This window comes from Streptomyces sp. NPDC087440, assembly GCF_044744005.1.
Lineage (GTDB): Bacteria > Actinomycetota > Actinomycetes > Streptomycetales > Streptomycetaceae > Streptomyces.
The window spans coordinates 274,365-297,261 of record NZ_JBIUXN010000008.1 but is presented as its reverse complement, the minus strand read 5'-3'; the positions used below and the strand labels follow the sequence as shown (position 1 = coordinate 297,261).

General features: G+C 74.0%; 19 protein-coding genes and 1 tRNA gene. 10 read left to right on the top strand and 10 right to left on the bottom strand.

What is annotated here, in order from left to right; genetic code table 11:
- The first annotated feature begins 301 nt into the window (after positions 1 to 301).
- Positions 302 to 739, top strand: coding sequence for an SRPBCC family protein (locus ACIO3O_RS19090; protein WP_401747077.1), 438 nt, complete (start codon positions 302 to 304; stop codon positions 737 to 739).
- A gap of 68 nt (positions 740 to 807) precedes the next feature.
- Here ACIO3O_RS19090 and ACIO3O_RS19085 read toward each other — a convergent pair whose 3' ends face one another.
- Positions 808 to 2,232 (bottom strand): ATP-binding protein, encoded by a 1,425-nt coding sequence (locus ACIO3O_RS19085; RefSeq protein WP_401747074.1) that lies wholly within the window; start codon positions 2,230 to 2,232, stop codon positions 808 to 810.
- Entirely contained in the window at positions 2,229 to 2,918 is a 690-nt protein-coding gene (locus ACIO3O_RS19080) for a response regulator transcription factor (protein WP_401747072.1), read from the bottom strand. Before ACIO3O_RS19080 ends, ACIO3O_RS19085 begins: the two co-directional genes overlap by 4 nt.
- Before the next feature lie 123 nt (positions 2,919 to 3,041).
- Between ACIO3O_RS19080 and ACIO3O_RS19075 the strand changes: the two genes are divergently transcribed.
- Positions 3,042 to 3,587, top strand: a complete 546-nt coding sequence (locus ACIO3O_RS19075) for a hypothetical protein (RefSeq protein WP_401747069.1) — start codon at positions 3,042 to 3,044, stop codon at positions 3,585 to 3,587.
- A gap of 60 nt (positions 3,588 to 3,647) precedes the next feature.
- Here ACIO3O_RS19075 and ACIO3O_RS19070 read toward each other — a convergent pair whose 3' ends face one another.
- Positions 3,648 to 4,508 (bottom strand): spermidine synthase, encoded by an 861-nt coding sequence (locus ACIO3O_RS19070; protein WP_401747158.1) that lies wholly within the window; start codon positions 4,506 to 4,508, stop codon positions 3,648 to 3,650.
- 233 nt (positions 4,509 to 4,741) lie between these two features.
- The gene (locus ACIO3O_RS19065) at positions 4,742 to 5,260 is read right to left on the bottom strand and encodes a hypothetical protein (protein WP_401747066.1); all 519 of its coding nucleotides are present in this window, start codon (positions 5,258 to 5,260) and stop codon (positions 4,742 to 4,744) included.
- Between the two features lie 266 nt (positions 5,261 to 5,526).
- Here ACIO3O_RS19065 and ACIO3O_RS19060 point away from each other — a divergent pair, with 266 nt between their 5' ends.
- Positions 5,527 to 6,984 (top strand): tetratricopeptide repeat protein, encoded by a 1,458-nt coding sequence (locus tag ACIO3O_RS19060; protein WP_401747063.1) that lies wholly within the window; start codon positions 5,527 to 5,529, stop codon positions 6,982 to 6,984.
- A gap of 19 nt (positions 6,985 to 7,003) precedes the next feature.
- On the opposite strand, the gene ACIO3O_RS19055 is transcribed toward ACIO3O_RS19060, so the two are convergent.
- Positions 7,004 to 7,606, bottom strand: coding sequence for a histidine phosphatase family protein (locus ACIO3O_RS19055; RefSeq protein ID WP_401747062.1), 603 nt, complete (start codon positions 7,604 to 7,606; stop codon positions 7,004 to 7,006).
- Positions 7,607 to 7,745: 139 nt separating this feature from the next.
- On the opposite strand from ACIO3O_RS19055, the gene ACIO3O_RS19050 reads away from it, so the two are divergent.
- From ACIO3O_RS19050 to ACIO3O_RS19025, 6 genes are all read left to right on the top strand, one after another.
- Positions 7,746 to 8,906 (top strand): hypothetical protein, encoded by a 1,161-nt coding sequence (locus tag ACIO3O_RS19050; RefSeq protein WP_401747059.1) that lies wholly within the window; start codon positions 7,746 to 7,748, stop codon positions 8,904 to 8,906.
- Between the two features lie 663 nt (positions 8,907 to 9,569).
- On the top strand, positions 9,570 to 11,177 hold the full coding sequence (locus ACIO3O_RS19045) for a hypothetical protein (protein WP_401747057.1): 1,608 nt from the start codon (positions 9,570 to 9,572) through the stop codon (positions 11,175 to 11,177).
- Positions 11,178 to 11,244: 67 nt separating this feature from the next.
- Positions 11,245 to 12,603: an AAA family ATPase gene (locus ACIO3O_RS19040; protein ID WP_401747055.1), complete on the top strand. Its 1,359-nt coding sequence runs from the start codon at positions 11,245 to 11,247 to the stop codon at positions 12,601 to 12,603.
- 376 nt (positions 12,604 to 12,979) lie between these two features.
- On the top strand, positions 12,980 to 13,321 hold the full coding sequence (locus ACIO3O_RS19035) for a hypothetical protein (RefSeq protein ID WP_401747052.1): 342 nt from the start codon (positions 12,980 to 12,982) through the stop codon (positions 13,319 to 13,321).
- A gap of 144 nt (positions 13,322 to 13,465) precedes the next feature.
- The gene (locus ACIO3O_RS19030; RefSeq protein ID WP_401747050.1) at positions 13,466 to 14,029 is read left to right on the top strand and encodes a bifunctional DNA primase/polymerase; all 564 of its coding nucleotides are present in this window, start codon (positions 13,466 to 13,468) and stop codon (positions 14,027 to 14,029) included.
- Positions 14,020 to 14,093 (top strand) — tRNA-Lys (locus tag ACIO3O_RS19025). The genes ACIO3O_RS19030 and ACIO3O_RS19025 overlap by 10 nt, the downstream gene beginning before the upstream one ends.
- 64 nt (positions 14,094 to 14,157) lie before the next feature.
- Here the strand turns inward: ACIO3O_RS19025 and ACIO3O_RS19020 are convergent.
- Positions 14,158 to 15,393: a M6 family metalloprotease domain-containing protein gene (locus ACIO3O_RS19020; RefSeq protein ID WP_401747155.1), complete on the bottom strand. Its 1,236-nt coding sequence runs from the start codon at positions 15,391 to 15,393 to the stop codon at positions 14,158 to 14,160.
- Positions 15,394 to 16,099: 706 nt separating this feature from the next.
- On the opposite strand from ACIO3O_RS19020, the gene ACIO3O_RS19015 reads away from it, so the two are divergent.
- Entirely contained in the window at positions 16,100 to 17,836 is a 1,737-nt protein-coding gene (locus tag ACIO3O_RS19015; protein WP_401747152.1) for a putative bifunctional diguanylate cyclase/phosphodiesterase, read from the top strand.
- Here ACIO3O_RS19015 and ACIO3O_RS19010 read toward each other — a convergent pair.
- From ACIO3O_RS19010 to ACIO3O_RS18995, 4 genes are all read right to left on the bottom strand, one after another.
- Complete coding sequence (locus ACIO3O_RS19010) at positions 17,833 to 18,912, bottom strand: LLM class flavin-dependent oxidoreductase (RefSeq protein ID WP_401747048.1); 1,080 nt, start codon at positions 18,910 to 18,912, stop codon at positions 17,833 to 17,835. The genes ACIO3O_RS19015 and ACIO3O_RS19010 overlap by 4 nt on opposite strands.
- A 702-nt stretch (positions 18,913 to 19,614) precedes the next feature.
- Positions 19,615 to 21,066 (bottom strand): serine hydrolase domain-containing protein, encoded by a 1,452-nt coding sequence (locus ACIO3O_RS19005; protein ID WP_401747045.1) that lies wholly within the window; start codon positions 21,064 to 21,066, stop codon positions 19,615 to 19,617.
- Between the two features lie 166 nt (positions 21,067 to 21,232).
- Positions 21,233 to 21,949, bottom strand: coding sequence for an aspartate/glutamate racemase family protein (locus tag ACIO3O_RS19000; protein ID WP_401747044.1), 717 nt, complete (start codon positions 21,947 to 21,949; stop codon positions 21,233 to 21,235).
- A 1-nt stretch (position 21,950) separates the two neighbouring features.
- On the bottom strand, positions 21,951 to 22,856 hold the full coding sequence (locus tag ACIO3O_RS18995; RefSeq protein WP_401747042.1) for a decarboxylase: 906 nt from the start codon (positions 22,854 to 22,856) through the stop codon (positions 21,951 to 21,953).
- Positions 22,857 to 22,897: the final 41 nt, after the last annotated feature.

The window sequence follows — 22,897 nt, the reverse complement described above, 5'->3', positions numbered from 1 at the left end:
CGTACCGGACGCTTCAGCCCGTGCCGCTCAGGCAGAGAGGCCCCGAACCCGCCCCTTTCCCTAAAGCGCTCGCCGCGCGGCGATTGCACGGGTCCGTGCAGGTGAGTGGGTGGCTGGTCGCGCAGTTCCCCGCGCCCCTGACGGGGCGCGGTGACGGTCATGTCGAACTGCTGGCGGCGGGTGCGGCCGCCTCGTCCAGGGCCCCCGCGGCCGCCGTCCGCCGGTGCGGGGATCAGGCCGGGCAATGCGGGTAGGCGGCACGGCGAAGAGAGCACAACCCGTACCAAGGAGGAAGCGCACCATGTCGTCTTCGATCGTCGAGACCATTGACGTCAACGCCCCGGTGGCGGACAGCTGGGCGCTGTGGAGCGACGTGACCCAGTGGCCCACCTTCCTCTCCCACGTGCACCGCGTCGACCCGGTGGACGCGCGGACGTTCACCTGGTGGCTGAGCCTGCCAGGCGCCGACAAGGCGTTCACCGCGGAGCTGACGGAGGTGGTGGCGGAGGACCGGATCGCGTGGCACACGACGGCGGGGGTGCGGCACGCGGGCGTGGTCACCTTCCACCGGCTGAGCGACACGACGAGCCGGGTGGCGCTGCAGATCGAGTACGAGCCGCAGGGCTTCGTGGAGTACCTCGGCGCTCTCACCAACCTCGACAAGACGCTGGCCAACTACGACCTGGGCCAGTTCAAGCGGAGGGTGGAGGAGACGGCGGCGGCCCGCATCAGGCCGTAGCGACGGGGCGGGTGCCAGGCACGTCAGGCCGGGCCGGGCGAGGCCGGTCCGGGGCCCGGCCGGCGTCCTCAGCGCGGCTGCGGAGTGCCCCGGCGCAGCCGGGAGGCCCGGCGGACCACCCGGTGGCCCCGCTTCGGGCTCCGCGCGGAGCGCCCCCCGTTCAGCGCCAGCCACATGCGGATCTCGGTGCCTCCGAGGACGGACCGCCCTATCCGCACGTCGCCCCCCGTCGACTCCGCCACCCGGCGCACGATGTCCAGGCCCAGGCCCGTCGACCCCGCCCGGTCGCCCTTGTTGCCCCGGGCGAGTGCCGCCTCGGGGTCCGTGATGCCGGGGCCCGCGTCCGACACCAGCAGGATCACCGCGTCGTCCCCGCTGTGGACGTCCAGGGAGAAGGGCGTGCCCTCGGGCGTGTGCCGGAAGATGTTGCCGAGGAGCGCGTCCAGTGCCGCCGTGAGGTCGGGCCGCGCCACGGGGATGCGTACCGGGCGGTCCACGCCCGCGAGCCGCACCTCGCGGCCCTCGTCCTCCGCCAGCGCCGACCAGAACGCCATGCGTTCGCGGATGACTTCGGAGGCGTCGCAGCCCGCGCTCGCTCCCGCCCCGGTGGCGGGCAGCGTCTGCGGCCGGTGTTCGCGGGCGGTGCGGATGATGGTGTCGACCTCCCGCTCCAGCTGCTCGACGGCGGCCCGCGTCTGGTCGGCCGCCGGGCCGTCCCCGAGGGAGGCCGCGTTCAGCCGGAGCACGGTGAGGGGGGTGCGCAGGCGGTGCGAGAGATCAGCCGCCAACTCCCGTTCGTTCTCCAGGAGTTGTACGACCTGGTCAGCCATGGAGTTGAAGGCGACGGCCGCCGACTTGAGTTCCGTCGGTCCCTCCTCCGGCACCCGCGCCCCCAGCTTCCCCTCCCCCAGGTCCTGTGCCGCGCCCGCGAGCCGCTGGGCGGGCTGGACCATCCGTACGCCGAGCCTGTCCGCGACCGCCACCGAGCCGACGATCAGCGCGAGACCCACCCCCGCCAGCACCAGCCACGCGGTGGCGACCCCGTTGCTGACGTCCGACTCGGGAACGAAGACCTCGACGACGGCGATGTTGCCGCTGGCGAGGGCCGTCGGCTGGAGGAGGACCGAGCCGCCGGGGACGGCCGCCGTGTAGGCGCGGCCGATGCGGCGGGTGGCGGCGACGTCCTCGGCGGTGGAGCGGCTGGTGCCGATCTCCTGCGCGGGGCGCACCGCGTGGCCCGCCTCCCGCACCTCCGGGATGTGCAGGGCCATCCACCCCTTGCTGCCGGGTTCGGTGATGGCCATCGCCCGTTCCAGCGGCTCGCGTTCGATGGTGATGGACAGGGTCGGGCCGATGGACGCGGCCTGCCGCTCGGCGCCCGAGAAGGCGCGGTCGCCCGCCATCTCCCGGATCACCAGCCCCAGCGGCACCGCGAAGGCGACCACGACCATGGCGGTGACGGCCAGGCAGACCTTCACCAGGGCCCACCTCACGCGGGGGGCTCCAGCTTGACGCCCACACCCCGAAGGGTGTGCAGATAGCGGGGGTTGGCGGCGGTTTCACCCAATTTGCGACGCAGCCAGGACAGATGCACGTCAATAGTCTGGTCGTCGCCGTAGCTCTGCTGCCAGACCTCGGCGAGGAGTTCCTTGCGCGGTACGACGACCCCGGGCCGCCCGGCGAGGAAGGTCAGCAGGTCGAACTCGCGCCGGGTCAGGTCCAGTCGTACGCCGTCCAACTCGGCCTGTCGCCGGAGCGGGTCGATGGCCAGACCGCCGACCCGGATCACGCTGGGCGCGGGCTCGGCGCTCGTGGCCGAACGGGACCTGCGCAGCACGGCGGCCATCCGGGCGGACAGGTGCTCGACCGAGAAAGGTTTCGTCAGGTAGTCGTCCGCGCCGTCGTTCAACAGCCGTACGATCTCGGCCTCGTCGTCCCGCGCGGTCGCGATGATCACCGGTACGTCGGTGATGGAGCGCAGCATCTTGAGCGCTTCGGCCCCGTCCAGGTCGGGCAGTCCGAGGTCCAGTACGACCACGTCGAAGCGGAAATGAGCGACCTCGCGCAACGCCTCCAGGGCCGTTCCGACGCTCCGCACGGTGTGGGACGCCTCGGTCAGGTGCCGGATGAGGGCGGAGCGTACGAACTGGTCGTCCTCGACCACGAGCACACTTGCCATGGGCCGCACCGTACGCCATTCGGGTCCGTCGGACGCCCCCAGGGACCACGCCCGCGACCGCCTCGTGACCCGGCGCGGAGCCCCCTGACACGGCCGGGTGACGCGTGGTGCAGGATGACACGGATGCGACGAGGACTCATGCACACCGGGGCATGGCTGCTGGCCACCGGTGCCGCGGTCACCCTGTCGTGGTGGGGCGTGCACACGGTGATGTCCGGTACGGCGTACGACCCGCCACGCGCCCTGCCGATCCCCAGCACCGCCCCCGAGCGCGGCAGCCTGGCGGAGGTGGCGACCCCGCAGTCCTCCTCCACGCACCGCCCCTCGGAGCCGCCCGCGACCACGCGGCCACCGGCCCGGCCCCCCGAGCGCCGCGACCCGGCCCCCGACCGGCCGAGCGACAAGCCCGCCCGGCAGCCCGCCCCACCGCCCTCCTCGCCGCCCTCCGGCCGTCTGAAGCCGGTGAACACGGACGCGGGGCGGGTGGTGTTCTCGATGGGCGAGGACGCGGCGAAGCTGGTGTCGGCGGTGCCCAACGCGGGATGGGCGATGCAGGTGTGGAAGAACCCGTCGTGGATTCGGGTGGAGTACACGGCGGGTGCGGCACGGCTGACGGTGTTCTGCACGTGGCACGACCATCCGCCGATGGTGGAGATCACCAAGTCCTAGCCGTACGGGGTGACGGCGCGCCGCCGGAGGCTTGACGTCCGCCTCAGGACACGGCTCGCGTCACGTGAAGACGGACGACGGCGGTACGGGTGAGGGCTGGGCGCTCGCGTCCACGACCGGCGCTGCCCCTCCGGTGAAGTCGGCCAGGTCCCGCCCGTGTTCGACGCGCCCCGGGTGGGGGTCGGTGGCGACCCGCCGGGTCCACTCGGCGACGGGCAGCGCCAGCTCGGAGGCGAGCAGCACCACGTTCCCGAACCGCTTGCCGCGCAGCACGGCCGGGTCGGCGGCGAGCGCGAGCTGCGGAAAAACAGCGGCGGCGGTGGCGATCTGCCCCCGCAGATGGGCGAGCGGCGGCCCGTCGGCCAGATTCGCGGCATAGTGCCCGCCGGGCTTCAGCACCCGCCGCACCTCCCCCAGAAACTCCGTACTCGTCAGATGCGCGGGCGTACGGGCCCCGCTGAAGACGTCGGCGACGACCAGGTCCGCCCACCCCTCCGGCACCTTGGCGAGCCCTTCCCGCGCATCCACCCCACGCACCCGAATGCGCGCACCCGGGTCCAACGGAAGCTCCCTGCGCACCAGCTGGGCCAACGGAACGTCGATCTCCACGACCTGCTGGGTGGAACGGGGCCGGGTGGCCGCGACGTACCGCGCCATCGTGAAGGCGCCGCCGCCCAGGTGGAGGACCTGGAGGGGCTGCTTGGCGGGGGCGATCAGGTCGACGATGTGACCGAGGCGTCGCTGGTAGGCGAAGCCGAGGTGGGTGGGGTCGTCGAGGTCGACGTGCGACTGGGGGGCGCCGTCCAGGAGCAGGGTCCAGGCGCGGTCCCGGTCCCGGTCGGGTATGAGCTCGGCGAGCCCACCGTCCACGGTCTCGACAAGCGCCTCGGGGGCACCCCCACGGACCCGGGACTTCGGGATGTTCTTCTTGGCCACACCCCCAGTATCGACCGTACGCCCAGGCAACGCGCCCCGTCAGGGGCGCGGGGAACTGCGCGACCAGCCACGACGCACCCGCACGGAACCGTCCACAGCCTCGCGGCCACGCGGCGGCAGCCGCACATGGGCACAGTGGTGAAGGGGCGGGGCTGGGGACCCCTCGCCCCGGCGGGGCAAGGCCGAACGCACCCGACACCGGGAAGCGCGACCAGGTGTCACCGACATCGATCAGCGGCCTCAATGAGCCGGGCCGCCTCCCCCAGGGCCCGCCGCAAAGCCGTCGGATCGGTGACCGGAACGGTATCGGTCGGCGGAAGCAGCCACCCCGTCCCCGTAACGGGCGGCTCGGGGGTCGGCTCCGGCACCGCGTCCTGGGCCGCACCCGGCCCCCCCGGCTCCGGAATGTCCAGCGAAACCCCCCGCCCCAGCGTCTGCGTACACGCACTCCCCGGCATGTCCCACCCGTCCGCCGTCCCCGGCGGCACCAGGAAGCCGACCGTGTCGCACGGCCCGTCGTGCAGCACCGGCCCCACCGCCCCGGACACCGCCGACCCCCGGCGCAGGATGTCCACCGCCTCCAGCCCCTGCCGCGCGGGCACGGTCACCAGGTCGAGCGGCTCGGCCTCGGGCGCCTCGCTGGACTGCGGGCTCGGCCAGTGCTGCGCCGTCGCGTGCGAGGCGACCGTGCGCCCCTCGCATCCTTCTGCGGTCCCACCCGAAACAGCGGTCTCCATGCCGGCCTCCAACAAGGGAACCCTCCTCGTTCGAGAGGGAGCCGCACCCCCTCCGTTCCCTGTCAACGCGGCGACGGCGTCAACGGCTACGGCAACGCGCCGCCGCAAAGGATGGCAGTTCATGGCAGATCGTGGATGAGATATCCGGTTTGTAGGCAAACTCCGCGTGGTGGCGTCGTCACAGCCGGTACGTTCATGCCCCGTCCGGGGCGTGCGCATCCGTCCCGGAGAGCACCACAGCACCATCCGCCAGAGAGGGCTTGGCCATGGCGTCGTCACCAGCGAATCATCGGCCTGTCGCATCCGCCCGCCCCGGGCCCGACCCCCGACGGGGTGAACCCAACCTCGTCTTCCGGGCCCTGCGGGGACACCGCTCACCCGGTGAGTTCGCCGCGGCGGTGCGGCGCGCGGCCCGGGAGATCGGCGAGCAGGTGGCGTGCGACGCCCGGTACATCGGGCGGGTGGAGGCGGGCGAGATCCGCTGCCCGAACTACGCGTACGAGCGGGTGTTCCTGCACATGTTCCCGGGTCTGACACTGACGGACCTGGGGTTCACGGCCCGGGAGTCGGTACGCGGACGAGGGGCGCGCGGGGGTGTGACCACGCCCTCCCCGCACTCCGGTACGCCTGTCGCGGCCCCGGAGGTTCCCGGTGCGCGCACACCCCACATGTCCCATACCGACGAGGAGAGCGACGTGCTGCGTCGCGCATTCATTTCGCACGGGTCCAGCGCGGTGGCCACGACCGCCGCCCTCGGACCGCTGGGGGCCCTCGGGCCGCTCGACCGGGCCCGGGCGGCCACGGACAGAGACCCCGCCCGGGTCGGCACGGCCGAGGCCGCCGCCGTCGAGGAGGCGGTCCGGCAGATCCGTCTGCTGGACGACCGGCACGGCGCCGACGCCCTCTACCGGCACGCGGGCAAGCCCCTCCAGGCGGCGTACGCCCTGCTGGACGCGGGCACGGTACGGCGCACGGTCTCCGACCGGCTGCACACCGGGACCGGTGAACTCGCCCTGTCCGTGGGCTGGTTGGCGCACGACTCGGGCCGCTTCGAGGAGGCCCGCTCGCACTACGCGGAGGCCCTCGCGACGGCCCGGGTGGCGGGGGACGCGGCGCTGGAGGCGCACGCCTTCTGCAACACGTCCTTCCTGGCCAGGGACGCGGGGCGGCCCCGGGAGGCGCTGCGGGCGGCCCAGGCGGGGCAGCGGGCGGCGCGCGGGCTCGGCTCGATGCGGCTGATGTCGCTGCTCACGCTGCGGGAGGCGGCGGGGTGGGCGGCGCTGGGGGACCGTACGGGCTGTGTGGAGGCTCTCGTACGGGCGAAGTCGCTGTTCCAGTGCGGGGCGTCGGAGAGCGACCCGGAGTGGATGAGCTTCTTCGGGGCGGCCGAACTGGCGGGCCTGGAGGCGCAGTGCTGGTCGGCGCTGGGCGACTGGCGCAGGGCGGCGCGTTTCGCGCACCGGGCGGCCGCCCTCCAGGACCCGCACTTCGCCCGCAACCTGGCGCTCTACAGTGCGGAGCTGGCCGACGACCTGGCCAGGTCGGGGGTGCCGGACGAGGCGGCGGCCGTCGGCCAGAAGGTGCTGGACCTGCTGGAACAGGTCCAGTCCTCCCGTGTTCACACGATGCTGGCGCAGACGATCAGGACGCTGCTGCCGCACCGGCGCTCCCCGGCGATCGGGGCGTTCCTGACCCGGCACGCGAACAGCGTGCGGCGGATCTGAGGAGGGGGCGGGCCGGGGCTCAGCGCCGGGCGTCCAGGTGGCCGGTGTCGTTCCAGCGCTCGACGGCGGGCTCTCCGTACGCCCAGCCCAGCACGGACAGGGACGTCGGGTCCAGCCGGATGTGCGCGCCGAAGCCGATGCCCAGGCCCAGCCAGCGGGCGCCCAGCGAGCGCAGGACGTGGCCGTGGGCGAAGACCAGGACGTCGCGGTCGGCGGAGCGGGCCCAGGCGATCACCTCGTCGACGCGTGCGGTGACGTCGGCGAGGGTCTCGCCGTCGGGGGCGCCGTTGCGCCAGATCATCCAGCCGGGCTGCCGGGCCTGGATCTCGTCCGGGGTGAGGCCCTCGTAGGCGCCGTAGTCCCACTCCATGAGGGCGTCGCAGTTCTCGGCGCGGTCGCCGAAGCCCGCGATCTCGCAGGTCTCGCGGGCGCGCAGCAGGGGGCTGGTGCGGACCTCGACGTCCGGCAGGCCGTGCCAGGGGGCGCGGTGCAGTCGCTCGCCGAGCACCTTCGCGCCGTGGCGGCCCTCGTCGAGCAGCGGGATGTCGGTCCGGCCGGTGTGCCTGCCGGACAGCGACCACTCCGTCTGACCGTGCCGGGCCAACAGGATGCGGGGTGCCATGGCGTTCTCTCCCTGTGTGCGGCGTACGGGCGTTTTGCGGCGTACGAGCCGGAATCGGACCGGCCTGTTCCATCATCGCGCACGGGGTGAAAAGGCGGATGCGGGGGTGTTGTCAGTGGCGGGTGGGAGACTTCCGAGGGTGAACGCAACCCTGGGCAGCGGACCCGATCCCCAGCCTCCGCACGCACGTGGTGAAACGGCCGTTCCGGATGCGGTTCCGGACGCGGTTCCGGTACGTCAGCGGCTTGCCGAGCTGAGAGGCCCGGCCGTCGCACCGCACCCCATGGACGCCCGCGCACTGGCGGCGCTGGCGGCGAACCCGGGGTGCGAGCGGCGGGCGCTGCTGGACGGGGCGGGGGTGAACAAGGCGGTGCTGGCACAGGCGTTGGGCTCCCCGGCGGCCTACGGGCAGTCGCAGTTCGCCTTCATGCGCGGGAACGCCTTCGAGGCGCGGGTGAAGTCCGACGGCGGCAGCGAGCTGCTGCGGCTGCTGGGCGCCCCGGACCCGGCGGCGGCCCGCACCCCGGACGTGTCGGCGGCCGGGCCCGAGGGGCGGACGGCCCGCACCGCGCTGGCCCTGCGGGAGGCGACGGCGGAGAAGGCGTGGACGCTGCTGGACCATCCGATGCTGGCGCTGGAGGTGGCGGGGACGCCCGCCTATCTGGAGCCGGACGCGGTGGTCGTCCACCCGGACGGACGCTGGACCGTCATCGAGATCAAGTCCTTCCCGATGCTGGACGGTTCGGCCGACCCGGCGAAGGTGGGGGCCGCGGCCCGGCAGGCGGCGGTGTACGTGCTGGCGCTGGAGCGGGTGGCGGAGCAGGTCCCGGGGGCGGAGGTCGGGCACGGGGTGCTGCTGGTGTGCCCGAAGGACTTCTCGAACCTGCCGACCGGGTCGATGGTCGACGTGCGCAAGCAACGGTCGGTGACGCTGCGGCAGTTGCGGCGGATGCGGGGTGTGGCGGAGCTGGCGTCCGCCCTTCCGCCGGGGACCACCTTCGACCCGTCCTGTGCGCCGTCGGAGCTGGTGGCGGCGGTCGAGGCGGTGGGGGCCGCCTACGCCCCCGAGTGCCTGTCGGCGTGCGAGCTGGCCTTCCACTGCCGGGGCCGGGCCCGCGAGGCCGGGGCGGTGGAGACCCTGGGGCGGGGTGTACGGGGCGAACTGGGCGGCCTGACCACGGTCGAGGCGGTGCTGGACGCGGCCGAGGGCCGCACCGGCGACCCCTGCGACCCGACGGTCGCCGCCCTGCGCCGCGCGGCGGCGCTGCGGGCCGAGGCCCTGAGGGGAGCGGGAGTATGAACCCCCGACCCCGGCTGCGCGCCCCATCCCCCTCGAACTCCACCCGACCCCCCTCGGGCTCCGCCCCATCCCCCTCGAACTCCACCCGATCCCCCTCGGGCTCCGCCCCATCCCCCTCGAACTCCACCCGATCCCCCTCGGGCTCCGCCCCATCCCCCTCGGGCTCCGCCCGAGCCCCCTTGGGCTTCGCCCCACGCCACCCCACTCCCTTGGGCTCCGCCCCACGCCGCCTCGTCCCCTCGGGCGGCGGGGCCGCCTCGCTTCCCCTCCCTAGCCCCCTTGGGCGGCGGGGCCGCCTTCCCCCCGCTTCCCTCGCCCCCTTGGGCGGCGGGGCCGCCCCCCGGGGGCGGGACGGGCGGGCAAGGGGGCGGCCCCTCCCGCTCCCGGCCCACCCGGGTACCGCCCCTGGCCCAGCACCTGCGCCGGACGCGCGTCCAGAGGGGCCCCGGCCCGCCCCCGTACCGGACGCGTCAGCCCCGCCCGGCTCAGGCAGAGAGGCCCCGGACCCGCCCCTTTCCCTAAAGCGCTCGCCGCGCGGCCGTTGCACGGTTCCGTGCAGATCCGTCGTGGCTGGGCGCGCAGTTCCCCGCGCCCCTGACGGGGCGTCCCTGTAGGGGCGTTGGACCGTATTCGTATCGACTAGGAACCAGGCACCGCACCCCCATGTCGCTCATCAGCACCCTTGCCCGGCTGGAAGCCACCCGCAGTGGGCGGGCCCAGCCGCTGGCCACCGTCCGGCACCGGCATCTGTCCCAGCGGCCCATGGTCGTCGTCCCGTTGACCACCGCGGGTGAGGCCGGAGCCCCCCTCGGGGCGCTGGTCGGCACCGACCGGGAGCGGCCCCGGCTGCTCGCCGTGCCGCAGCCGCGTGACCGGGAGCTGCGGTTCGCGTTCCTGGCCGAGCTGGCCGAGACCGTACTGCCGTATCTGGACGCGTACGCCGACGACGTCGAGCCCGCCGAGCGCAACGAGACCGACCCCGAGACCAAGAAGCGGGTCAAGGTGGAGGTCGAGCTGTGCCGGGACGCGCCGCAGCTCGTCGTGCCGAGCCGGGCGGGCATCGCGTACGTGCGGCTGCTCGGGCGGTCGATGCGGTTTCGGCGCACCGCCGAGCAGGACCCGGACACCCCGTATCCCGCGCCGCCGCACATCCCGCTGCTCGGGCGCTGGCTGACGCACTACGGGGAGCGGGCCCGGGTGCCGGGCGCTTCGCTGCTGCTGTCCGCCACCGATCTCCTCGGCCAGCACTGGGCGACCGGGCAGAGCAACCTGGAGGACCAGCACCTGGGGGCGCTGCTGGCGTGGATCGACCCGCCGCAGGGGGCGGGCAGCGGGGCCGAGGCGGCGCTGCGGGCCGAGAGCGGGCGGGACGCGGCGGGGCAACTGGTGTGCCCGCCGGCCGGGCCCGCCACCGATCCGGCCTTCGACAACGCCCTGCTGGCCCCCGCCATCGACGCCTACGACCTGGCCCGGCAGCGGCTGGCCGCCGCCGAGGACGGCGAGGTGGCCGACGCCCGGCTCGGCGAGCTGACCGCCGCCGAGCGCCGCATCCGGGAGCTGCTGGACGCGCAGCTGCGGCCGACCTGGGACGCGGTGTGGCAGGCGCTGGACGTGATGCGGGAGCTGCCCGAGGGGGTGCGGGCGGGCGAGCGCTGGACGCGGGACCGGTGGTCGTACACCTCGCACCGGGACCGGGTGCGCGCCGGTGAGCCGCCGCAGCCCCGGCAGGACAGTGCGGTGGGCGCCGCCCAGAAGCTGGCCTCGCGGGAGACCGAGCAGGCCAGGCTGGAGGCCCAGGAGGCGCTGGACGATCCGCTGGTGATGGCGGCGCGGCGGCTGGCCGGGGAGGCGTTCGTGAGTGAGGTGGTCCACGTGGAGATGGCGTGGAGCGAGGGGAAGCGGCCCAGCCCCCGGCCGCTCGTGACGGTCAGCACCGACGACCTGCCGCAGCTCGGCGGCGGGGAGAAGGTGCACCGGTCCCTGGAGGGGAAGTCGCAGAGCGCGGAGTTCGTGGAGCGGACGGACGCCGGGCTGCTCGTGCTGCGCGTCGTCAACGGGATGGGGCGTGCGAAGGAGCCCGCACCGGGTTCCGTGCCGGAGGTCGGGGACCGGATCTGCTGGACGCTGTTCGAGCACGAGGCGCGGGGTGGGGCGCAGTTGCCGGATCCGGAGGAGACGCCGTGGACCCACGGCGGGCCGCCGGACGCGGCCCCCGACGGCGTCCTCCTGCCGGAACGCCCCGATCCGGTGACCCCGGAGGACCTCCTGTGACCGCCCGCACGCGGTGGGACGGCATGCCGTCCGGCCGAGCCCTTCCCGTACCTCCCGAGGACAAGCCGTGAACCACTCCCCCGACTCCTTCGACCGCACCGGATTCGACCCCGGGGCCGAGGCCGCGCGTGCCACCGCCGAGATCCTGCACGACACCCTGCACGGCACCCACCGGGGCGTGGTCGTGGACTCGCCGCCCGGCGCGGGCAAGTCCACGCTCGTCGTGCGCGCCGCCCTCGAACTGGCCGACGCCGGGCGGCCGTTGATGGTCGTCGCGCAGACCAACGCCCAGGTCGACGACCTCGTCCTGCGGCTCGCCGAGAAGCGGCCCGAGCTGCCGGTGGGGCGGCTGCACAGCTCCGACGCGGACCCGTACGACAAGGCGCTGGACGACCTCCCCCAGGTGAAGAAGTCCGCGAAGGCGGCGGACCTGGCCGGGCTGGACGTCGTCATCTCCACGGCGGCGAAGTGGGCGCACGTCAAGGGGGTCGAGCCGTGGCGGCACGCGATCGTGGACGAGGCGTACCAGATGCGGTCGGACGCGCTGCTGGCCGTGGCGAGCCTCTTCGAGCGGGCCCTGTTCGTGGGCGACCCGGGGCAGCTCGACCCGTTCTCGATCGTCGGCGCCGAGCAGTGGGCGGGCCTCTCCTACGACCCGTCCGCGAGCGCAGTCTCCACGCTCCTCGCGCACAACCCGGAGCTGCCGCAGCACCGGCTGCCGGTGTCCTGGCGGCTGCCCGCGTCGGCCGCGCCGCTGGTCTCGGACGCGTTCTACCCGTACACGCCCTTCCGCAGCGGTACGGGCCCGGACGACCGGCGGCTGACCTTCGCGGTGGCGTCGGACGGGTCGGCGGTGGACCGGGTGGTCGACGAGGCGGCGCACTCCGGGTGGGGGCTCCTGGAGCTGCCCGCCCGGCACACCCCGCGCACGGACCCGGAGGCGGTGGGGGCCGTCGCCGCTGTCGTACGCCGCCTCCTGGACCGGGGCGGGGCCGCGCTCAGCGAACGCTCCGAGAAGCCCACCCCGCTCACGGCGGACCGCATCGCGGTCGGCACCGCGCACCGCGACCAGGCGGCGGCGGTACGGGCGGCGCTGGCCCGGGTCGGGGTGACGGGGGTCGCGGTGGACACCGCGAACCGGCTCCAGGGGCGGGAGTTCGATGTCACGGTCGTCCTGCACCCGCTGTCGGGCCGCCCGGACGCGACGGCCTTCCACCTGGAGACGGGCCGCCTGTGCGTACTGGCCTCCCGCCACCGGCACGCGTGCATCGTGGTGTGCCGGGAGGGCGTGACGGACCTGCTGGACGAACACCCGTCGACGGAGCCGGTGCAGCTGGGGGTAACGGTGAAGTTCCCGGACGGGTGGGAGGCCAACCACTCCGTGCTGGCGCACCTGGGCGAGCACCGAGTGCCGTGGGCACCCTGAGGCGGCCGGACGCGCACGCCGTGACGGTGACCGCCGGACGGAGTCCGGCACGCCGCCGGAGGCGGCCAATGAACGCAGCCCCGATGGGTGGGAGGCCAACCACTCCGTGCTGGCGCACCTGGGCGAGCACCGGGTGCCGTGGGCACCCTGAAGCGGCCGGACGCGCACGCCGCGACGGTGACCGCCGGACGGAGTCCGGCACGCCGCCGGAGGCGGCCAATGAACGCAGCCCCGATGGGTGGGAGGCCAACCACTCCGTGCTGGCGCACCTGGGCGAGCACCGAGTGCCGTGGGCACCCTGAGGCGTACTTGCGCGCATCCGGACAATGGAGGGTGGCCGTCCGACCTCTGGGCGGCCTGAATTGGGAGGAAGCACATGGCGGAAACCGAGCGGACCGAGCGGCGGCTGCGCCCCGCACCGCTGCTCTTCGAGCCTGCCGATGCGGCCGCCGACCCCGAGCACTTCTTCGACCTGGAGTCGATCGAGGACCCCAAGGAGCTGCTGGCCCGGGCCACCGAGCTGACGCACGCGTTCCGGGCCGCGACGGACCGGGCCGTGGAGTTCCAGGCGGTGGCGGCGGCCCAGCTCGCGGACCCGAAGCGGTTCGACCGGCTGCTGGTGGGGGACATCGCCGAGCGGGCGGGGTGGACCGAGGACTACGCCGCGAAGATGGTGGAGTTCGGGCGGGGGCTGCTGCGGGACGAGCCCGCGAAGTAGGGACCGTACCGATAAGGGAACACATGTGCGGGGCATATGCCTCCGCCTCGTGCGGGCGGGCAAGATACGCCCCCGGCCGACCCCCTGTCCCCGTTTCCGGTAACTCGTGGGAGCGGCGCGCTTACCGCCAGTACACCTGGGTGCATGACCACTCACGCCCCCGCCCCCGCCTCCCCGCCCCTCGACCGCGTCACCTCCGCCGGGGCCGCCTGGCTCGTGTCCGCTTCGGCGTATCCGCGCAGCACCCTGGCCACCTGGGAGACCCGGCCCGGCGCCCCGGCCGTGCTGCCCTGCGGGAGCGTCTTCGACGTGGTGAACGTGCCCGCCGTCTTCGGGCGGCGCATGCTGGACGCCCTGTGGGCGGAGGGGCCGGGATCGGGGCCCGTGGCCGGGCAGCGGGGCCGGATGCTGCTGTTCGCCGCCCCCGGGACCGCCCAGCGGCTGCCCGCACTGCTGGAGTGGGAGCGGCGGGCGGACGCGGTGCCGCCGCTGCTGTGCCACGGGGCGGGCGACGCGGTGACCGTGCCCGCGCTGCGGCCCAAGGCCGCGGAGCAGGGGCCGCGCTGGGTGGTCGCGCCCGACGTGCGGCACCCCTGGCTGCCGGGTCCGGAGGTGCTGTTCTGGGCCTGTGTGCGGGCCTCGCGGTTATCGATTTTTCCTCCCGCCGATCAGGGTGCTAATGTCTACGACGTCAGCAGGCGCCGCTAGCTCAGTTGGTTAGAGCAGCTGACTCTTAATCAGCGGGTCCGGGGTTCGAGTCCCTGGCGGCGCACCGACAGAAAAGTCCCCCCGGCTTCGGCCGGGGGGACTTTTTCGTACCGTGCACAAGCACCGGCTCAGCCCGTCGTGACCTGCACCGTCCAGCCGCCCGAGCCCGTCCGTTCGGCCACCTCCACCTTCGCCCCCTCCTTCACCACGGTGAAGGTCTCGCCGACGTCCAGCGGCGCGTCCGCGAGCGGCGGGTAGACCGAGCTGTCCCAGCAGGCCTCGGTGCGGGGGTGGGTGTCGACGACCTCGATGGGGCCGCCGCCGGACGCGGTGCCGTTGCGCACCCGGTAGATCAGGACGCCCTCGGAGCAGGCGCCCCGGTCGTTGCCGGTGGTGCCGCGCGCCTCGATGGCGAGAGCGGTGTTCTCTCCCGTACGCACGACCGCCAGGCGGGCGTTGCCGCGCTGGCCGCCGGTGGGGGGCGGGGCGGACAGCGGGTCGAGGGTGAAGCGGCTGGTGGTGCCCCACGGGACGCACTGGACCTGGTCGGCGTCGAGCCACCCCAGCTTCCACTTGTGCCAGCCGAGGGGGTCGGGGGCGAGCCCGAACTGGCTGCCCATGAGGTCCCAGTCCCCCACGTGCGTGTCCCAGTCGCCCTTGCCGTCGGAGGGGCGGTGGTAGAGGTCGGGCAGGTCGAAGACGTGGCCGGTCTCGTGGGCGAGGACGTTGCGGTCCGGCGGGTGCTTCTCGAAGACGGTGACGACGCGGCGGATGTCGGCGCCGTCGGCGCGCAGCGGGGTGTCGAAGTTGACCACCTTCGTCGCGTCGGAGTCGACACCCGGGGCGTCCGGGTCGGCGACCAGGTAGACGACGTCGTACTGCGAGAAGTCGACCCGCGCGTCGGCCGCGGCGATGGCGTCCCGCAGATAGGCGGTGCGCCGCTCGGCGCTCCAGTCCCGCTGTATCGCGTACGAGGTGGAGGCGGCCGGCATCCGGACCCAGTCCAGCAGCGGGTGCGGCCGCAGCTCGAACCTGCCGTACGAGGCGCGGCGGAAGAAGTCACTGGTGGCGGGGAAGTGGTCGGAGGCCAGCTCGTCGGGGGTGAGGAGGGGGTCGGAGTCAGGGAAGGACAGGAAGACCATCACCGCGTCGACGGCCTTGACGGGGCGGGGGTAGTTCTCGTTCCAGGTGTCGACGCCGAGGGAGTGGTGCGCGGAGGTGCGCGGCAGGGCGCACAGCCCGGACGGCTGGCCGGCGGCGGCCGCGGGCCCGGCGACGAGCCCGGTGGCGGCGAGTGCGGCCAGCGCGGTCAGCAGGGCCGCCGAACTCCGCAGCCGGAACCGCGACCACCCGCCGGGCAGCACGGACCGGCCCGCCGCATCCCGCGCCCGCCCCGGGCTCCCCCGGCCGGAGCCCTCGCCTGCGCCGGGCGTCAACTCGTCCTGCACATCGACCTCCGGGCCCTCCGCAGCGGAATTCGGAACACCTCACCCACAATGTGGGGTTTTGGAGGGGTATGCCCTGTTCCAGTGCGCCACTCGGGTGCCCGGGGCAACCTGCGGCGACACCCCGTGTCCTCACGGAAAGTCACAAGCGGTCAGGAGTGCGGCAGGTCAAGGCACACCCGTGCAGAAACGATCGGCCGGGGTGGGCGGGGCGGGCGCCGGGCCCGTACCGGAGCGGGATTCGGCAGTGACAGAGCTGGATCGGCTGTCGCGCCAGCCTCTATGATCGGCACACTTTCCCGCGTGGGAATCCGCTCCAGGGCAGCGGATTCCCCCTCAGGTCCCCTCCCCCGATCCTTCTCCGATCCCCCTCCGATCCCCCCACAGGAACGCCGACATCAGGACCCCCGACATCACGCGACGACACCTGTACGACTCAATCGCCCTGCGGGAGCACACGGTGAGCGGAATCCCCGAAGAGTCCGGCCCCGGCCCCGACTTCGCCCCTTCCGCCCCCTCCGTCCCGCCGTCCGTGACGGAGAGTGAGGGCGCGGGTGTGCCGGTGGACGATCCGGAGGGGCTGCTCGGCCTTTCCGCCGCGCACGGTTCGCCCACCGCGCACGGCCTGCCCGCCGAGCCGCATCCGCGGGACGACGCCGGGGCCCGCGACTACCGGGCCGCCTTCCGGGCCGCGCAGCTCGCGATGGCCCTGGTCACCCCCGGCGGGACGGTCGTCGCCGCGAACGCCGCGCTCGGCGCCCTGCTCGGCGCCGACCCCGCGCAGCTCGCCGGGACGGAGGCCGCCGAGCTGGTGGACCTGGCCTCGGACGCCCGCACCTGGCACGCGTACCGGGAGATCCTGAACGGCCGCCGCTCCCGGTTCCGCTGCACACGCCGCCTCAAGCACCACGACGGGCACGCCCTGTGGGTGGAGGTCGCGCTGGCACCCGTACCGGACAGCGAGAACGTCCTGCTGTCGGTCTCCGACATCAGCGACTGGCGGGAGCTGCAAGCACGCCTCCGCCACCTCCAGATGCACGATCCGGTGACCCGGCTGCCCAACCGGGCGCTGTTCTTCGAGCGGCTGGCGGCGGCGCTGGAGGCGTCGACGTACGAGCGCGGCGGGACCGGGCGGATCGGGCTCTGCTATCTGGACCTGGACGGCTTCAAGGCGGTCAACGACACGCTGGGCCACCGGGTCGGCGACCGGCTGCTGACGGCCGTCGCGACCCGGCTCACCCGGTGCGCCGAGCAGAGCGGGTACGGGCCCGGGGGCGGCCACCTGGTGGCGCGCCTCGGCGGTGACGAGTTCGCGCTGCTGGTGGAGGACTCGACGGGTACCGAACAGCTGAGCGAGCTGGCGCAGACGGTCCTGACGGCCCTCCAGCAGCCGTTCGACCTGGCCGGGCAGCGGCTGTCGGTGTCGGCGTCGATCGGGGTGGTGGAGCGGCCCGCGGTCGGCACGACGGCCACCGGGCTGATGCAGGCGGCGGACACGACGCTGTACTGGGCGAAGGCGGACGGCAAGGGCCGCTGGACGCTCTTCGACCCGGAGCGCAACGCGCACCGGATGACCCGCCAGGCCCTGTCCTCGACGCTGCGCCCGGCGCTGGAGCGGGGCGAATTCGTCCTGGAGTACCAGCCGTTGGTGGACCTGGAGGGCGGGCACGTCCGGGGGGTGGAGGCCCTGGTGCGGTGGCGTCACCCGCAGTTCGGGACGCTCGCGCCGAATCGGTTCATCGGAATTGCGGAAGAGGACGGGTCCATCGTCCACCTGGGCCGATGGGTGCTGCGCACGGCGTGCCGCCAGGCGAGGCAGTGGCAGCTCGACCACCCGGACGCGGAGCCGCTGTTCGTGTCGGTGAACGTGGCGGTGCGGCAGGTCTGGGACTCGGACCTGGTGGCGGACGTGGCGGAGATCCTGGCGGAGACCGGCCTCGAACCCCGGCTGCTCCAGCTGGAGTTGACGGAGTCCGCCGTGATGGGCTCGGCGGGCCGTCCGCTCCAGGCGCTCCAGGCACTCAGCGACATGGGCGTGCTCATCGCCATCGACGACTTCGGCACCGGCTACTCGAACCTGGCCTACCTGAGCCGCCTGCCGGTGTCCGTCCTCAAACTCGACGGCTCCTTCGTCCGGGGCTTCCAGGACGAGGCGCACCCCAACCCCGCCGACGAGACGATCGTCGAGGCCCTGGTGCAGCTCGCGCACCGCCTGGGCCTCACCGTCACCGCGGAGTGCGTGGAGACGGCGGGCCAGGCGGCACGGCTGCGCAGCATCGGCTGCGACACGGGCCAGGGCTGGCTGTACTCGCGCCCGGCGGCCCCGGACCGGATCGCGGCGATGCTGGTGGCGCGGGGTTAGCCGGCGACCGTCGGCAGCCCGTAGGCGTCGGCGATCAGCTCGTACGAACGCAGGCGGACGCTGCCCGTGTGGGCGTTGGCGGTGAGCATCAGCTCGTCGGCGCCGGTGCGCTTGGCGAGGTCGTCCAGGCCGGTGCGGACGGCGTCGGGGGTGCCGTGGACGACGTTCCCCAGCCAGGAGTCGACGAACTCCCGCTCCAGTGAGCTGAATTCATACGCGGCGGCCTCGTCCGGCGTCGGGATGAGACCGGGCCTGCCGGTGCGCAGCCGGAGCATGTTGAGCGCGCCGGTGAGGACCTGACGGCGGGCCTCCTCCTCGGTCTCGGTGGCGAGGGCGGCGACGCCGATGACGGCGTACGGGGCGTCCAGGGCCTCGGAGGGCCGGAAGGACTCGCGGTAGAGGTCGAGGGCCGGGATGGTGTTCTGCGCGGAGAAGTGGTGCGCGAAGGCGAAGGGCAGGCCGAGGGTTCCGGCGAGGCGGGCGCTGAAGCCGGAGCTGCCGAGGAGCCAGACCTGCGGGGTGTTGCTGTGCCCCTGGACGGGGCCCGGGACGGCGTGGATGCGGGAGTAGGGGTGCCCGTCCGGGAAGTCGTCCTCCAGGAACCGGGTCAACTCGGCCAGCTGCCGCGGGAATTCATCGGCGCCCTCGTGCAGGTTCTCGGTACGTCGCAGGGCGGCGGCGGTGGCGCCGTCGGTGCCGGGGGCGCGGCCGAGGCCCAGATCAACCCTTCCCGGAGCCATGGCCTCCAGCGTGCCGAACTGCTCCGCGATGACGAGCGGGGCGTGATTGGGCAGCATGACGCCGCCGGACCCGAGGCGGATGCGCTCGGTGTGGGCGGCGAGGTGGGCCAGGATCACGGCCGGGGAGGAACTGGCGACTCCGGGCATGGAGTGGTGCTCGGCGACCCAGTACCGGTGGAATCCGCGGGCCTCGGCGAGCCGGGCGATGTCGACGCTGGTGCGGAGGGAGGCGGTGGGGGTACTGCCGACGCCGACGGTCGCGAGGTCGAGGACGGAGAGGGGGGTGGGGGCGGAGCCCTGTGCGGTGGCGCGGATGGGGTGGGGGGCGGTTTCCACCGGGGTTCCTCCTGCGGAGTGCGGGGCGATTCGTTCGAACGTCGTCCTGCCACAACAGGAGGGGGGCTCCGGATATTCCCCACCCGGCCCCCTCGGACTCCGCCACGCCGGGCGCGCCCGTCAGGGGCGCGGGGCTGTGCTGCACGTGCGGCCCCGCCGCGCGGGCGCGCCCTTCAGGGGCGCGGGGAACTGCGCGCCCAGCCACGACGCACCCGCACGGACCCGTGCAATGGCTGCGCGGCGAGCGCTTTAGGGAAGGGGCGGGTCCGGGGCCTCTCCTGCCCGAGCCGGGCGGAGCTGTGCGTCCGGTACGGGGGTGGGCCGGGGCCCCTTTGGACGTGTGCCCGGCACTGGGGCGGGCCAAGGGGCGGCACCGGGCTGAGCCGGGAGCGGGAGGGGCCGCCCCCTTGCCCGCCCGTCCCGCCCCCGGGGGGCGGCCCCGCCGCCCAAGGGAGCTAGGGGAAGAGGGGGAAGGCGGCCCCGCCGCCCAAGGGGGCTGGGGGAAGGGGAAGAGGGAGGGCGGTCCCGCCGCCCAAGGGGGCTGGGGGGAAGAGGGGAGGGCGAGGGCGGTCCCGCCGCCCAAGGGGGCGAGGGGGAAGAGGGGAGGGCGAGGGCGGTCCCGGCGCCCAAGGGAGCTGGGGGGGAAGCGGGGGAAGGCGGTCCCGGCGCCCGAGGGGGCGGGGGGGATCCGCCGGGTCGTCGCTAACCCAGCGGAGCGACGCGCGGAGCGGCCCGCATGCCGACGTAGACGCACTCCGTCCCGTCCGACAGTTCCGCGAAGACGACCGGCATGTAGTCCTCGCTGAAGGACGCCCCCGCCCCCGTCCCCGCGAACACCTTGTCCGTGACCGGCACGAGCGTCACCGACAGCGGCGGTGAGAAGTCCGCCATGCCGTCGACGAACTCGTAGCGGAGGTGGCCCTCGGTGACGGTCAGGACCACACCGGCCCGGCGGTAGACGCCGACCAGCGGGGCCCAGTCCACCTCCACCGGCTCGGCCGGCGGCGCGAAGGGCTCCGGCATCGTCACGTCCGCGTACTCCGCGAGGAGTTCCCGCATCAGGGCCGCGTAGAGGAGGCGCGCGCTGCCGCCGTTGGTGAGCAGGGCGACCGCGACGCCGGCGGAGGGGACCACACGGAGGTAGGAGTACTGCCCGAGGGACGCGCCGTCGTGGCCGTACCCGGGTGTGCCGTTCCAGTCGTACAGGGTCCAGCCGAGACCCCAGCCGTCCGAGCTGACCGTCCACTTGTCGGGGACGTCCGTCTCGCGGTGCTGCATCGCGGCGACCGTGGCGGGGGAAAGGATGCGGGTGCCGTCCTCGGCGACACCCCCGTCGAGGTGCAGGCGGGCGAGGCGGACCACGTCCGGGGCGCTGGCGATGACCCGCCCGTACGGTCCCGCCGAGCGCGGCATCATGTCCCAGGCGGGGGCCGGGTCGGGCAGCTCGCCGGGCTCGCCGAGGTGTCCCATCGCGGCCCGGAAGGCGAGGGCCTCCTCGGGGAGGGTCATGGTGTGCGTCGCCCCGAGCGGGGTGAGGAGCCGGGTCTTCAGGGCCTCGTCCCAGGTCTGGCCGGTGAGGACTTCGACGATGCGGCCCAGCACGTTGTAGCCGAAGCTGCTGTACGAGACGGCCGTGCCCGGCGGGCAGTCGAGGGCCACTCCCGCCCCGGCCTCCAGGTACAGCGCCAGGCAGTCGTCGCCGCGCCCGCTGTCGTGGGTGAAGTCGCAGGTCAACCCGCTGGTGTGGGAGAGGAGTTGGCGGGTGGTGATCCGCTTGGTGGCCTCGGTGTCGGCGGTGGCGAAGTCCGGGAGGACGGTGCTGACGGGCGCGTCGATGTCGAGTTCGCCGGAGTCGGCGAGCCGCATCACCAAGGTGGCGGTGTAGAGCTTGGCGATCGAGCCCAGCTGGAAGACGGAGTCGGTGGTCGTCTCGACGCCGGTGCCCCGGTGGAGCAGGCCGCCGGCCAGCTCGTGGACGGTGCCGTCGACGAGTACGGCGAGGGAGACGCCGGGGATGTGGTGGGCCTCGCGGAGTTCGTCCAACCGGGCCTGCCAGCGGTCGAGTTCGAAGGTGCGGCCGGTCGAGTCCTGGGTGCCCCGGGCACCTTCGGCCTTCCCCTCGCCCTGCTGGTTCCAGCTCGTGTTCTCGGTCATGCCAACCCCCTGGTCGCGGGCGGGGCTCCTGTCGCCCCGCCCCCCTCTGCGAACACTGTACGCATGACGGAACAGTGTGCGCAAGAGGGAACGTCGTGCGCATCGGAGTACGGGAAAGGGCGGCCCGGAGGACGACTCGCCCTCCGGAACCGCCCTTCGTCTCCTGCTACGCGGCGAACAGCCGCCCCAGGCCCGGGGCCCGGACCCTGCGCTCCGCCAGGCGCAGGCCCTCCCAGACGGTGACCTGGTTCGCGGAGAGGACCGGCTTGCCCAACTCCCGCTCCAGGTCGGCGAGGTGGGCCGCCGTGTGCAGGGCCGTGTCCGGGAGGAGGACGGCCTCCGCGTCCGGGTGGTCGCCCGCCCGGGCCAGGGCGAGGACCTCCTCGCGGCCCCAGGTGCCCACCTCGGCCGCCGTGATGATGCCGCTGGCCCGGGTGGAGACGACCTCCGCCCCGGCCGCCTTGAGGAAGGCGGCGAAGAGCTCGGAGACGTCCGCCGGGTAGGTGGCCGCGACGGCGACCCGGGTCGCGCCCAGCTCCCGCAGCGCGCCCGCGAAGGCGAAGGAGGTCGAGGAGGCGGGCAGCCCGGCCGCCGAGGCGAGGCCGCGGACCTGCTCGCGGGCGCCCTCCCAGCCGTACACGAAGCTGGCGCTCGTACAGGCCCAGACGACGGCCTCCGCGCCCGCGAGGCGCAGTTCCTCCACGCCCGCCGCGAGGCGGTCCGGGGAGCCCATCTCCAGGAGCGCGTCGACCCGGTGGGCGTCGGTGCCGATGTCCGTGTGGACGAGCGGGAGGCGGACGTCGGGGGCGGCGAGCATCATCTCCATGCGCGGGTAGTCGTCCTCGGCGGAGTGGCCGGGGTAGAGGAATCCGATCGCGGTCATGTCAGGTCAGGCCTTCCTGCTCGGGGAACGGCGGGAGCGGCGGCGGGAGGAGCGGAGGGTTCGTCTCCGGGGCCAGGGTCAGCGGCGCGACCGGTGGCAGGACCGGTGGCAGGACCGACGACGGCAGGACCGGCGGCGGGCTCTGTTGCGTGTCCATCAGCAGCCGCTGGTAGGGGCCGACCGCCTCCGCGCCGAGCCGCCGCAGCGCGGACCACAGGGTGACCTGGTTCGCAGAGAGGACCGGCATGCGCAGTTCCGCCTCCAGTTGCGGGATCACGTCGTAGGTCGGGAGGTTGGTGCAGCTGATGAACAGGCAGTCGGCCGCGCCGACCACCGCCCGCCGCGCCATGTCCACCACGTCCCGATACGGCACCTTCCAGATGTGCCGGGTCAGGCCGAGGAACTCCCGGCCGGTGATCACGATGCCCGCCTGTGCCAGGTACTCCTCCAGGGACCGCGTCACCGACTCCGTGTACGGGGTGACCACCGCGACCCGGCGGGCGCCCAGCGCACCGAGCGCCTCCAGGAGCGCGCCCGAGGTGGTCACCGAGGGGAGACCGCCGGACGGGGAATCGGGCTCGGTGGCCCCGGCCCGGGACATCGCCTCGCACATGGCGCGTTCCCCGGCGAGCCCGCCGACAAAACTGCCCGAGGTGCAGGCGTACGCGACGACTTGGGGTTCGACGGCGATGAGGGCCCGGACCGCCTCGCGGAGCGTCTGGTGCTCGCTGACGAGCCGGGCGAGGTCGAGGCTGACCTCGACGGGGACGAAGGGCGTGCGGGTGAGGTGGAGGGAGATGCCGTCGGGCACCCACCGCCAGAGCTCCCGGTCGAGCGCGAAGTCGAACGGGGCCACTACGCCCACGCCGCGTTGCGGCTGTGGCCCGCCGAGAAAGTCGATGTCCAATGCGGCCCCCAGATACGGGTGTTGACGACCGTAGAGTGCGG

Coding starts and splice junctions, on each gene's coding strand:
- ACIO3O_RS19045 (WP_401747057.1), top strand. CDS start 9,570: ATGTCGCTCATCAGCACCCTTGCCCGGCTGGAAGCCACCCGCAGTGGG.
- ACIO3O_RS19090 (WP_401747077.1), top strand. CDS start 302: ATGTCGTCTTCGATCGTCGAGACCATTGACGTCAACGCCCCGGTGGCG.
- ACIO3O_RS19005 (WP_401747045.1), bottom strand. CDS start 21,066: ATGACCGAGAACACGAGCTGGAACCAGCAGGGCGAGGGGAAGGCCGAA.
- ACIO3O_RS19060 (WP_401747063.1), top strand. CDS start 5,527: ATGGCGTCGTCACCAGCGAATCATCGGCCTGTCGCATCCGCCCGCCCC.
- ACIO3O_RS19030 (WP_401747050.1), top strand. CDS start 13,466: ATGACCACTCACGCCCCCGCCCCCGCCTCCCCGCCCCTCGACCGCGTC.
- ACIO3O_RS19065 (WP_401747066.1), bottom strand. CDS start 5,260: ATGGAGACCGCTGTTTCGGGTGGGACCGCAGAAGGATGCGAGGGGCGC.
- ACIO3O_RS19000 (WP_401747044.1), bottom strand. CDS start 21,949: ATGACCGCGATCGGATTCCTCTACCCCGGCCACTCCGCCGAGGACGAC.
- ACIO3O_RS19080 (WP_401747072.1), bottom strand. CDS start 2,918: ATGGCAAGTGTGCTCGTGGTCGAGGACGACCAGTTCGTACGCTCCGCC.
- ACIO3O_RS19055 (WP_401747062.1), bottom strand. CDS start 7,606: ATGGCACCCCGCATCCTGTTGGCCCGGCACGGTCAGACGGAGTGGTCG.
- ACIO3O_RS19035 (WP_401747052.1), top strand. CDS start 12,980: ATGGCGGAAACCGAGCGGACCGAGCGGCGGCTGCGCCCCGCACCGCTG.
- ACIO3O_RS19075 (WP_401747069.1), top strand. CDS start 3,042: ATGCGACGAGGACTCATGCACACCGGGGCATGGCTGCTGGCCACCGGT.